The 11,640-nt window shown below is 55.1% G+C and carries 13 protein-coding genes; 5 read left to right on the top strand and 8 right to left on the bottom strand.

Going from position 1 to position 11,640, the window contains the following annotated elements:
* Positions 1–29 precede the first annotated feature (29 nt).
* Both VKV18_RS07190 and VKV18_RS07185 read left to right on the top strand, forming a co-directional pair.
* Positions 30–1,571 (top strand): sugar ABC transporter ATP-binding protein, encoded by a 1,542-nt coding sequence (locus tag VKV18_RS07190; RefSeq protein ID WP_324203531.1) that lies wholly within the window; start codon positions 30–32, stop codon positions 1,569–1,571.
* A 6-nt stretch (positions 1,572–1,577) separates the two neighbouring features.
* Positions 1,578–2,171 carry a hypothetical protein gene (locus tag VKV18_RS07185; protein WP_324203530.1) on the top strand — a complete coding sequence of 198 codons (594 nt, stop codon included), beginning with the start codon at positions 1,578–1,580 and terminating at the stop codon, positions 2,169–2,171.
* Here VKV18_RS07185 and VKV18_RS07180 read toward each other — a convergent pair.
* The 5 genes from VKV18_RS07180 to VKV18_RS07160 form a co-directional block, all read right to left on the bottom strand.
* A complete protein-coding gene (locus VKV18_RS07180; RefSeq protein WP_324203529.1) occupies positions 2,168–2,503 on the bottom strand; it encodes a Rieske (2Fe-2S) protein in 336 nt (111 codons plus the stop codon). The genes VKV18_RS07185 and VKV18_RS07180 overlap by 4 nt on opposite strands.
* Positions 2,504–2,525: 22 nt before the next feature.
* Complete coding sequence (locus tag VKV18_RS07175; RefSeq protein WP_324203528.1) at positions 2,526–3,317, bottom strand: hypothetical protein; 792 nt, start codon at positions 3,315–3,317, stop codon at positions 2,526–2,528.
* Between the two features lie 17 nt (positions 3,318–3,334).
* On the bottom strand, positions 3,335–3,883 hold the full coding sequence (locus tag VKV18_RS07170) for a hypothetical protein (protein WP_324203527.1): 549 nt from the start codon (positions 3,881–3,883) through the stop codon (positions 3,335–3,337).
* 96 nt (positions 3,884–3,979) lie between these two features.
* Positions 3,980–5,029: a low-specificity L-threonine aldolase gene (ltaE, locus tag VKV18_RS07165; RefSeq protein ID WP_324203526.1), complete on the bottom strand. Its 1,050-nt coding sequence runs from the start codon at positions 5,027–5,029 to the stop codon at positions 3,980–3,982.
* Positions 5,030–5,044: 15 nt separating this feature from the next.
* The gene (locus VKV18_RS07160) at positions 5,045–5,611 is read right to left on the bottom strand and encodes a hypothetical protein (protein WP_324203525.1); all 567 of its coding nucleotides are present in this window, start codon (positions 5,609–5,611) and stop codon (positions 5,045–5,047) included.
* Between the two features lie 282 nt (positions 5,612–5,893).
* Between VKV18_RS07160 and VKV18_RS07155 the strand changes: the two genes are divergently transcribed.
* Entirely contained in the window at positions 5,894–6,814 is a 921-nt protein-coding gene (locus tag VKV18_RS07155; protein ID WP_324203524.1) for a phytanoyl-CoA dioxygenase family protein, read from the top strand.
* Positions 6,815–6,888: 74 nt separating this feature from the next.
* On the opposite strand, the gene VKV18_RS07150 is transcribed toward VKV18_RS07155, so the two are convergent.
* Positions 6,889–7,596 (bottom strand): sigma-70 family RNA polymerase sigma factor, encoded by a 708-nt coding sequence (locus tag VKV18_RS07150; protein WP_324203523.1) that lies wholly within the window; start codon positions 7,594–7,596, stop codon positions 6,889–6,891.
* Positions 7,597–7,825: 229 nt separating this feature from the next.
* On the opposite strand from VKV18_RS07150, the gene VKV18_RS07145 reads away from it, so the two are divergent.
* Both VKV18_RS07145 and VKV18_RS15830 read left to right on the top strand, forming a co-directional pair.
* Entirely contained in the window at positions 7,826–8,341 is a 516-nt protein-coding gene (locus VKV18_RS07145) for a metal-binding protein (RefSeq protein ID WP_324203522.1), read from the top strand.
* Positions 8,342–8,510: 169 nt separating this feature from the next.
* Positions 8,511–9,323: a glutathione peroxidase gene (locus VKV18_RS15830; RefSeq protein ID WP_345786399.1), complete on the top strand. Its 813-nt coding sequence runs from the start codon at positions 8,511–8,513 to the stop codon at positions 9,321–9,323.
* Positions 9,324–10,544: 1,221 nt separating this feature from the next.
* On the opposite strand, the gene VKV18_RS07135 is transcribed toward VKV18_RS15830, so the two are convergent.
* Together VKV18_RS07135 and VKV18_RS07130 are read right to left on the bottom strand one after the other, a co-directional pair.
* Positions 10,545–11,420 carry a phosphatidate cytidylyltransferase gene (locus tag VKV18_RS07135; RefSeq protein WP_324203521.1) on the bottom strand — a complete coding sequence of 292 codons (876 nt, stop codon included), beginning with the start codon at positions 11,418–11,420 and terminating at the stop codon, positions 10,545–10,547.
* 9 nt (positions 11,421–11,429) lie between these two features.
* The coding region (locus tag VKV18_RS07130; protein ID WP_324200324.1) for a hypothetical protein at positions 11,430–11,640 on the bottom strand (211 nt) is incomplete at its 5' end.

The raw sequence follows: 11,640 nt of genomic DNA, 5'->3' as shown, positions 1-11,640 counted from the left end.
CAGAATAAGCAGGAGAAAGGACTTTTGGCATGAGTGATGCACATCCTCAGGAATCGTCTCAGGCGGCTGTGTTAGAGAGCCGTCCGCCTCTTTTAGAGATGCGCCATATCAGTAAGCAGTACCCGGGCGTGAAAGCGCTCGATGATGTGAGCTTTTCTTTAGAGCATGGAGAGGTTCACGCGCTGCTAGGAGAGAACGGGGCAGGGAAATCCACGCTCATCAAGATTCTCTCTGGGGTTACTATGGCAGACCAAGGGGAAATCTATATCGAGGGCAGGCCGGTGGTAATTGATAGCCCGCAGAAAGCCATGGACCTCGGCATCTCCACGATCTATCAGGAGTTCAACCTTGTGCCCTATCTCAGTGCCGCGGAGAACATCTTTTTGGGGCGCGAGCCACAGGGGGCGGTGCCGGGATTCGTGGATTTCAAAACCCTTTACCGTGAGGCCCAACAGCTTATGAACCGCATTCGTGCGCGTTTCGACGTGCGCACGCCGGTAAACCAGCTGAGCGTAGCTCAGCAGCAGATGGTGGAGATAGCGAAGGCGTTGGGGCGCAAAACGAAGATTCTGGTGATGGACGAGCCTACAGCTACCCTTACCGAACATGAGATTGATGCCCTTTTCGACCTCATCCGGCAGTTACGCTCAGAGGGAATCAGCGTGATCTACGTCTCGCACCGACTAGAAGAGATATTCGAGATTTGCGATAGGGCTACGGTGTTGCGAGATGGGCGCTATGTGGCGACCAAAAAGGTGGCCGAACTCACACGCGAGGAGATCATCCGCCTCATGGTGGGGCGCGAGCTGAAAGAGGCCATTCCTAAAGTTGTGGTGCCCATCGGGCCGCCGGTATTACGGGTGAGCCATCTTAATCGCAAGGGCGTGCTCCATGACATCTCTTTTGAGGTGCATCGAGGCGAAATCGTCGGTTTGGCCGGTTTGGTTGGCGCGGGGCGCACCGAAACGGCACGCGCCATCTTTGGCGCCGACCCCATTGATAGCGGCACCATTGAAATAGATGGGAAACCGGTGCGCATCCGTTCGCCGCGCGATGCCATCCGGGCCGGCATCGGGCTGGTAACGGAGGATAGAAAACAGCAGGGGCTGGTGTTGGGAATGGCTGTGCGTTCCAACAATACGCTCTCCAATTTGCAAGCGCTCTCGGCTGCCGGTTTTATTCGTTTGGCAAAAGAGCGCAGCGTCGCCGAGAAGTACCGCCAAGAGCTTAGCATTAAGACCCCCACTATCGAACAGACGGTGAAAAACCTATCCGGCGGCAATCAGCAGAAGGTGGTATTGGCCAAGTGGCTCTTTGCCGGAGCGAAAGTGCTGATTTTAGATGAGCCGACTCGCGGGATAGATGTACGTGCGAAGAGTGAAATCTATGAGCTGATGAACGAACTGGCCGCGCAGGGAGTAGGCATCTTGATGATCTCTTCGGAGCTGCCGGAGATTTTGGGGATGAGCGATCGCATTCTCGTGATGCATGAAGGACGTATCGTTGGGGAGCTGAGTCGCGAGGAGGCCACGCAAGAGAAGATCATGCATCTGGCTACGGGTGGAGAGTAGTCGGCAATGGAAAGCCCGCCTCCTCTTTCAAACCCCAACGTTCCGCCGTCTTACCCCTACCCTCCAAGTGTAGGGCCACCACGTCGTTCTACAGGTACAAGCTGTCTGCTGTGGGCGTTAGGCGGTTGCGGTGTGCTCGTCTTGATAATGATTTTTGGGGGAATTTTCACCGCTAAAAAGGTTGGGCATCAGTTTCAAGGCGTGTTTCAATCTATCGGGGCGGCTCCGGTTTGCGAGCAAAAGCTTCGAGAGATACGTACGGGCCTGCAGCTTTATGAAAAAGATCATGGTGGGCAGTTTCCGCCGAATCTGCAAGTGCTGGTCCCCAACTATCTTCCGGATACCACCAGCTTTACCTATCGTCCTAGCGACAACGACCCACCGCGTAAGGTCATCTATAGACCGCCTGCTCCAAATGCGCCCGGCGATACCGTTGTGGCACGGTTCTGGTTGGGCACTTTCTCCATTTCCAATTTTCAAAAACAGACTATCTACCTCGATCTCTTAAAAGATGGCAGCATTGTGGAAGATCAGTTCGCCCGTCAGTATCTACCCGAGCGTCAAGTTCCAGGAGAGGCTCCGTCGAGACCGCAACGCTAAGGCGAATCGTCGAGGAAGCGAACGAAAATTGTGCCGCTAGCCTCTTCAATCTCCACGGGGTAGGTTGGAATCCCATATCCTCCCAGAGTGAGGCACTCACCGGTTTGAAGGCTAAAACGAAAACCGTGTCGGCGGCAGATCAGCACATCGTCCCCTTCCAAGACGCCGTTGCAAAGGGGGGCGTTTTGATGGGGACAGAGACTACCAACCGCATAGCATCGCCCTTTATGCACAAAGAGGGTGCACTCACGTGTCTCGCTTAAGGGCACGGTAAGCCCTTGATCGGGCGGGATGTCCGTTATTTTGGCCACAGCCACCCGGCGCCATTGCATTATGCGCTTCCGGTAGGTTTCGTCACATGCCGCCGCCTACGCCTAACATGCCGCCCGGCGGGTTGTTGCCTGCCGGCGAAGGCGCAGTAGGTAGAGGCATCGTGGTCAAGTCTACTTTCCACATGCCGTGATCGTAGCGCATAGGGAGATTCTGTTGGCTATCGGTGCTAAGTGGGCCGAGCGTAATGTGTAGGGTAACAGGAACCGTGGCCGTATCTCCGTTGATGGTGGCATGCCCCACCTTAGCCCCTTTAAACCACTTAAAGAACATGTCAATCACCTGGCCGGTTCCGTTGCTATTCATGGCGGCACGTTCGCGCTTGAAATTATCTGCAAAGCTCTTGGCATCGGGATATTTTGATTTCACATTATCGGGCAGGATGGAGAGGTTGTAGACGGTCTCCATGTCTTCATTGCTGATGGCCTCTACAAAGCGCTTGGCCGTATCTTCCGGGTTGGAATGGGTGTGCATCCACCATATATAGCCTCCAGCGCCGAGCACCGCAATGAGGACGAGAAGGCAAAAGGCGATGACGTAACGCGCCACTTTGCTCTCCTTTTCTTGCTCGTTTTGGAGACGATGGGCCGTTGGCGTCATGATGGGGCGGGTCGGTGGCAGGTTGGGCGCAGGTTGTGTTAGAATGGGGCCGGGCAAGTTGGTTGGAGCCGGCCCCGGTGTTGAGGGCGATGGGGTTGGCGTTGTGGGCGGCGTTAGCAGTTCGCCGCTTAAGGAGCGCAACGGTTTACGACAGCTGGGACAGTAAAAGTTCGTCTGTTCATCTACCGGTTGGTTGCAATGAGGACAGTTGATCATAGAAGCCTCCTATTGGGCTAGAAATTGCTTCCGGGCGGGTTTGGCGTAATTTGCAGAAGGTTGGTTAGGTTGGATTTCTGTAGCCAAACTTTCCATTGTCCATTTTGATCGTGAATAAGGCGAAATATCACATGCACCGTATGGGTTGTACCGGCCTGGTAAAGGGCCTCGTGCGCCATATTGCTGGTGACGTGCAAAGTAGCATCAATCTGAACCGCACCTGGATTCTGGTCGGGTTTAGGGGGGGCGAGGTCGAAACTCGGCAATCGCTCGGTGTAGCCATGTGCTAGCGGGCAGCTGTTTTCATACTGTTTCTCGGTGGGGTAGTACATTTTGTCGTAGTCGCTTAACATGTTGTACTGTTCGTCAGAGCGGCCGGCCTCTATCGCTCCAAGGAAGACTTTGAGCGCGTAGGTGGGCGACTTACGATAGACGTTGAAGTAGTAGTTTACTCCCCAGGCGATAGCGCCGATAAGGCAGATGAGAATAACGAATTCGGAAAGCCCCATCCGGCTGGAATAGGCCTCTCCATCCCTTCGCACCCCGCCGGTAACAATACGTGCCATAAAACCTCCTCGAAAAAGTAGGTTATGAAACTATTATACGCTCGTTTGTGATCTTCCTTCTTTTTACAGAAACAGGTGGGAGGGCAATGGAGTTCCTCAGTGCAGCACTTTACTAACGGCGCAAATAGCCTGAGAGGCATGAACAATGTCGTCATCGTCCACATCGAGGTGGGTTACCAGGCGGATGCGATGGGTGCCGGTGGCGTGGCAAAGCACATGGTAGTCTGTTTTAAGTCGTTCCACAAACGAGTCGGCGGGGGCTTGCGTTTGGAAATAGACCATATTCGTGGGCGGGTTCGGGTTTTCTACAGAAATGCCCGGAACGCTGGCGATGTTTTGGGCGAGCAGGCGGGCGCGGCGATGGTCTTCGGCAAGTCGCTCGATATGGTGTTGCAGGGCGTAGATGCCGGCTGCAGCGAGAATGCCTACCTGGCGCATTCCACCACCGAGCATTTTGCGCACGCGTTTGGCCTGTTGGATGAACTCGTAAGAGCCGCAGAGCACGGAGCCGATAGGGCATCCCAGGCCTTTGGAGAGGCAGAAGGTAAGGCTGTCGGCACACGCTGCAAATTGGGCTACAGGGGTGTTTGTTGCAATAGAGGCATTAAAGATGCGTGCGCCATCTATGTGGACACGCACATGATGTGCTTGGCAGAGCGCATAGAGGCGTTGATGCACTTCTAGGGGAATGGGATATCCACCTGCCCGATTATGGGTATTTTCTAGCACCAGCAGCGCGGTACGCGGGCTATGGAGCGAGGCGACATGCAGGGAGCGTTCGATCTCTTCAAGACAAGGAACGCCCTCCTTGCTAGAGAAAGTACGGGTGAGCACGTGGGCTAGTCGGGCGGGGGCGCCTACTTCATAGAGCATGGAGTGAGCCTCTGTATCGAGCAGAATCTCATCGCCGGGCTGTGTGTGCACGCAGATAGCGACGGTGTTGCTCATGGTACCGGAGGGCATAAACAGGGCTGCCTCTTTTCCGGTAATTTGGGCGGCAAGCTGTTGCAGCCGATGCACGGTGGGGTCGTCGTCAAACACATCATCCCCAACCTCTGCCTGCGCCATAGCCTCTCGCATGGCGGGGGTAGGGCGCGTCACCGTATCGCTGCGAAGGTCTACTATTTCATGCATGGCTTGTCTCACAAAGTTACGCGATTCTTAGAAGAAGCGTAGCCCGATAATAAATCCACTTGTGTTATAGCCGTGGATGGAGCTGCCGATGCGAAAACCGGCGGCGAAAGTAAAGTAGCGCGCGAAGCGATAATCGGCCTCAATGGCGCCTCCAGGGGCGATGGTGGTGGTATCTACGCCAACGCTACCGGCGTTCAGGGTGGTGGCGTAGACGCCGAGGGTGAGAAGGAAGCGCAGGTGGTTGTTGCGCGCGGGGGTGGAGAAGCGTACACAGGGGCCGACAAAGCCCACGCTATTCCCTCCACTGAAGGGGAAGAAATGGTCGTTCGCGCTGAGAAACTCCACGCCGCCGGCCACCTCATAGCTACCAAGCCGTGCCGGTGTGCTGAAGAAGTTACCTTCGGAGTAGAACTTGGGGCTTCCGATAGCGTTCACGAGCTTATGATCGAGGAAGAAATAGCCTCCGATGTCGAAGAAGGAAGCAAGGGCGCGCTCCGTTTGGTTTTGGGCGCATGCGGGGCGAGTACCGCCCAACAGACCGCCGATGATAAGCATGGCGAGGCAAAGAACTATCGCAAGTTTCGATCGGTACAAGAGGCTCCTCCTAAGAAGTGGACAAAAGTAGCTTAAAAAGAATTCGTGATATCCTTTCAAGATTCCTGCTTTGGTTGAACGCTTCCTTGGTCCCCAAGTAGAGGTGCTGAGAAGTCGCTTGTGCCGTTTGCATGCTAGCGACAAATACTTTAGCACTTCCCATGTCGGGTCTCAACGCCCTACTGAGCATTCGTCCCATGCCCCAAGGATGGTTCCTGAAGCGTCGAAATCTTTCAGGAACCGGTTATAATAGAGTTGAGCATTTTGTATGGGAGGCTCTCTATGACGATTGGCAGCGTGACGGAGCGAATCGAGGTCCCAAAGCCACTCGATGAAGCACAGGTTCGGCAGTTTGTAGAGGAAGGCTTTCTCGTCGTTGAAGGGCTGGTGTCGGAGGCAGAGGTTGAGGAACTTCGGGCGGACATTGTGGCGATTGCCCGCGGGGCCTACCCCTGTGAGGGAATAGAGCCGGCCCCTTCCGATTGGAGCGACCAAGAGGTTTTAGAGGGCATACTGTGCATCCATCAGCCGCACTACATTAGCCCGGTGATGCTGAAGTATGTGAAGCATCCTGCCATCTGCGGCGTTTTGTCGCAGATCACCGCTGCGCACCTGCCGTGGTGGGATGGAAGCGTGAAATGCATGCAGTCTATGCTCTTTGTGAAGCCACCTGAATTTCAAGGACAGGCATGGCATCAGGACGAAATCTATATCCCTACCCGTGATCGCTCGCTCATCGGAGCCTGGATCGCCTTAGACGATGCGACCGTGGAGAACGGCTGTTTGTGGGTTATTCCCGGTTCGCACAAAACCGGCTATCTCTATCCGCAGCGTGCGCACAACAACCCGGATGAGTTCGATTTTGCGCCGGAGAGCTATGGGTTCGATGAGAGCGGGCAGATCCCTGTGGAGGTGAAGACGGGGACGGTGGTGTTCTTCAACGGCTATCTATTGCATCGTTCGCTGAAGAACCGAAGCCACATCTACCGTCGCGTCTTGGTAAATCACTACTGCAACGCTTGGTCGTTCTTGCCGTGGTCTTTACGCGAAGGCGAGTCGGTGGCTACTGCCGATAGGCGCTGCATTGTGCCGGTAGCCGGCATAGACCCCTATGCTTGGAAGGGCTATGAGGAGCCGCCACAGCGGGTTTGGCTGCGCACTTGTAAAGCGGCGGAGGAGCGGCGAGCTGCGCGAACAAGTTAGGTTGTGCAACAAAAAGCCCCTTTCTACATCGCGGTAGGAAGGGGTGTATGGTTTTTGGATTTTGAGGTTAAGGCTTATGCAGGCTTCGCCTGCATAGGCGGTAATGAGGACGTTTTTTGCGATTTAGACGCCTCCGGGGAGGCTTCTAAATATTTGCGCAGGAGCGTGCGCCCTCTGTGGATGCGCGAACGTACCGTGCCGATGGAGGAGTTCATGATGCGTGCTATCTCCTCATAGGAGTATCCCTCCACATCGCAGAGCCAGACGGCCTGGCGGAACGATTCGGGCAGCTTAGCGAGGGCTTCCTGCAACCGTTCATCCATCACCTCACGCATCACGATATCTTCCGGCCCGCCTTTCGGGTCGGGTATCTGCAGCAAGAGGTTCTCCTCGCCGTCCTCATCGCTTGTAGGTTGATCGAGCGACAGCGTTTTCTGTTTAGGCTGACGGCGCAGCACATCAATGAAGAGGTTAGAAAGGATGCGATAGAACCAGCGTTCAAAAGGCATCTGCCGATTGTAGGTATCGAAGGAACGGTAGGCGCGCAGATAGGCCTCCTGAGTTAGGTCCTCGGCATCGTCTCGATTCCCCGTCATGCGGTAGGCCATGTTGTAAGCCCTCTTCTGAGTGCGGGCCATCAGCCGTTCAAACTCGCGGTGAGTCTGTTCAAGCTCTTCCTTCGACTTGGTGACCTGGCCATGAGTAGTGTGGCCCTGTCCCTCACTTTGAGTTTGTTCTAGGCTTTCAGGCGTTGGCACGTTGGGCTTTTCATCGGTAACCATAACCCTGGCGCCTCCTTTCTTTTTTGTTCTCTCTTTTCGATAGTTGGATGGTAAGAGACACTCTTATCCAACTATCCAATATTATGGACGATCAAACAGGGGTTTCGGTGTCATAATTTTTACGGGAAAGTGCCATCTCCTATAAAATCATCGGTATCTTTAGGCCTATGCCTTCGTAGGCAGGAGAAAAGGCCACATCCGTTGAAATTTCCTTCGTCTGTGAGGAAAGATGCCCGGAGCGCGCGTTCATGATCTTATTACCGTCTCCACCTTAGCCGCCTTCGACATACTCTACATGGCCAAGGTGCACCCGGCGTCGCTGGCGCCGCTCTGCTGTTTCAGTGGGGCCTATCTTTTCGCCGGACTGGCCTGTGCCGGAGATTTAGACACCAATTCGAGAGAGTACCGTCGCTGGGGGCCGTTGCGGTTTATCTGGTGGCCTTATCGGGTGCTGGTGCCGCATCGTTCCTGGGTTTCGCACGGGCTTATTGCGGGGGGCATTATCCGAGCGCTCTACTTAGGCGCTATGTTCTTTTTGCTCTCCTGGGTAGGTGTGTGGCTGTGGAATCGGTGCGGGATGCATGTAGACCCCGCCTCTGTCACACAACTGGAGGCGCACTCGTTAGGGCAGATCATGCGCGCCCATACGCAGGAAAGCTTGGCTTTTCTTGCGGGTTTTGTACTCGCCGGCACAACGCATTCTCTGGCCGACATCGTGTCAACCGGACTAAAAAGATGGTTATAACCGGCAGGTCGGAAATGGGCTAGTACATGCCATCGGCCTTGATACGTCTGCCAAGCTCTAAGTCGCGACTCTGCCGACCCTAAATGGTTGTAACTTGCAAGGATGATCGTCTGTCTAAATCGAATAAACACCGTTCGCAAAAACTCATGGTGACTTAAGGAGGAAGTGAATGATTCGTACCTTACGCTGGCTACCAGCGCTTTGTGTAGGGCTGACGCTGTTGGGACTAGGCTCTCAGGCTCATGCGACTCCGGCCTTCGCAAAGAAGGAGAACAAACCCTGTGTCTACTGCCACATAGTACCTGGAGGACCGCGCAACTTTCGGGGGCTTTACTATGCCACACATAACCACTCTTTCGCCGACTTCGACAACGAGTATGAGGCGAAACTGGCCGGCGTTTCGCCGGATGCGATGGGACCCGATGCCAAACCTACGGTGCCCGATTACCCCAACGTCCATGTGGACGTTCCTCCGGTACTTCGGTTCGTGATGAAAGACATTGATGGCAACAATGTAAACCTTGCCCGCTACGTAGGAAAGGTCATCCTGATCGTAAACACCGCCTCACTCTGCGGCAACACGCCACAATATGCCGCTCTCGAACAGCTTTATGAGAAATACAAGGACAAGGGCTTCGTGATCCTCGGCTTCCCCTCCAACGACTTCGGGCATCAAGAGCCGGGCGATAACCAGCAGATCAAACAGTTCTGCACCAGCAAATATCATGTTACCTTCCCCATGTTCTCTAAAATTGATGTGAAGGGCGATAACCAGGCGCCGCTCTACAAATTCCTAACCGACAAAGAGACCGATCCGAAGTTCGGCGGGCCTATCGAATGGAATTTCGCGAAGTTTCTCATCGGGCGTAACGGTGAGATCGTGGCGCGGTTCCCTGCGGGCATGAGCCCCGCCAAACCGGAGGTTGTTGCGGCCATCGAGCATCAGCTCGAACAGCCCGCTCCGTCCGAAAACACCAACTAGCTCTGCTGTCCACAGTCAGTTAGCCTTCCCTGCCGTGAGGTAGGGAAGGCTTCTTTTTATCGGCAGAGGCTGTTAAAGACCGCCACGCTGATAGTTCTAAAGGTGGTTTTGTAGAGCTAGCCTAGTCTACTCGCCCCCTATCCCGTCCATTCGTCCTCGCGGACAGCAACGCAGCGGCCAGAGACATAGGCTTTGAAAGAAATGGTTCTGGCCGCTGAGGCGTTTATTGTGTCTTACTGATTGAAGAAAGGGGGCGGTTGTGTTGCGTTTCCGAAGGAAAGGTTGTCATAGAAAACTGCCGATAAACTTACTGGTCTCCCCTCTCCCTGATAGGGGGAGGGGAGTGGGGGTGGGGGCTTGAAGAGCCGGTGATATGACCGTCCTTTCGAGCCGAAGGCGAGAAATCTTGCGTTTCACTTCCCACCCGTTCTGAGGGGTGAGGCTGTCAGTCTCGCGGCTCTAGAGGCAATTCGCGAAGCAAGCCTATCTTGCTCGCCCCCTATCCCGGCCTTTCCCCCGATTCGGGAGAAAGGGGGCGGTTGTGTTGAGTTTTCAAGGGAAAAGATTATCGTAGCAAACTGCCGATGAACTTATTGGTCTCCCCTCTCCCTGATAGGGGGAGGGGAGTGGGGGTGGGGGCTTGAAGAGCCGATGATACGCCTGTCATTTCGAGCCGAAGGCGAGAAATCTTGCGTTTCACTTCCCACCCGTTCTGAGGGGTGAGGCTGCCAATCTCGCGGCTCTAGAGGCAATTCACGGAGCAAGCCTATCTTGCTCGCCCCCTATCCCGGCCTTTCCCCCGATTCGGGAGAAAGGGGGCGGTTGTGTTGAGTTTTCAAGGGAAGGTTATCGTAGCAAACTGCCGATGACCTTACTGGTCTCCCCTCTCCCGAATCGGGGGAGGGGCGGGGGGGTGGGGGCTGTAGGAGCACGCGGCGACACAGCGGCCAGAGAGATAGCCGATAAGGGAATGATTCAGGCCGCTGAGGTGGTCAGTTCCTCTCCCTGTAGGGGGAGGGATAGGGGGGCTGCAGGGGGTACCCTTGCGATACCCCTTTAGGTTCCTCTATTTTTGATGGTTCCCCATTGTGATGGACGGGTTTTTATTGGGAAGGCACAAGGCCTGCCCCTACAAATGATGGGGTGATGATTGTAGGGGTAACCCATAAGGCGCTCCCTCCCAAGTTAGGAAGAGGAGGCCTCTCGCCTTTGTAAAAGCCGCTAAAATTGGGATAGCAGTGCCCAAAAGAGGCAGGTAAGGGGCAACACAAAGAGGAGGCTGTCAAAACGATCGAGGAAGCCACCATGGCCGGGCAGAAGGCGGCCAAAATCCTTTAGTCCTAACTCGCGCTTCAGGGCCGACTCCCACAGATCGCCCCAAGGGCCTACGATCCCCGCCGTAGTTCCTAAAATAAGTCCAACCCAAAGTGGAAGACCTAAGCAACGGGCAACAAGCGCCCCGACCATGAGAGCGCCGAGCAGACCGCCTAGCACTCCCTCCCACGTTTTGCCCGGGGAGAGGGTGGGAGCGAGCTTATGTCGCCCAAAACGTCGCCCCACGAAAAACGCCAGGCTATCGGCCGCCCACACACAAGCCGTGGTAAACAAAACGAGCCAGGCCCCTAACGGGGTATGGGCGAGGGGTGGTTTGGCAGAGGGAATGGTGAAAAAGCTCCGAAGAATGACCAAGCTGCATATAGGAAGGCCGATATAAACCGCGCCAACTAGCCCATAAAAGCACCTCAGTGAACCGAGCGCTATGCCGGTACGTGCTGCGCGGAGCGTAAGTAAGGCGAACACCGGAATGGGCAGGGCCACGAGGATAGATGGATAGAGCGGAGGGATGTCGCCTCGCGAGAGCCGCAGATAAAGCCCCATCGGATAGAGGGCACCGAGAAAGGGCAAGCCGGCCTGTAGCGCATTGGCTGTGGGAGATAGCAGTTCCGGCACGAGTCTGTTGCTGTAGGCCGTCGTCCATTCGTAAGCGCAAAGCAGGGCGACGAGCACAACCCCACAGAGCATGAGAATGGGGTTGCTGAAACAGAAAAACAGGAAAAGGGCAATGCCTACGATGGCACTTAAAACTCGTTGCCGCATCGGTGTGCCTTATAACCTCAGCTCGACTAGGGCGCGATGCTGCTCGATCTCCTGTTTTGCAGCCGAGGGGCTTAGAAGAGCAATGCTCAGCAAAGCCGCGAGAATGCAAAGCGCGCAGACCAGAAAAATTACCCGATAACTGCCGTGGTTCACAAGAGCACCTGTGACAATGATAGTGAGCGGCTGAGCCAAAGAGGCTGCGGTGGACTGTAGCCCCACG

The organism is Chthonomonas sp. (genome assembly GCF_035294505.1).
GTDB lineage: Bacteria > Armatimonadota > Chthonomonadetes > Chthonomonadales > Chthonomonadaceae > Chthonomonas.
This window is presented reverse-complemented; position numbering and strand designations above follow the sequence as displayed.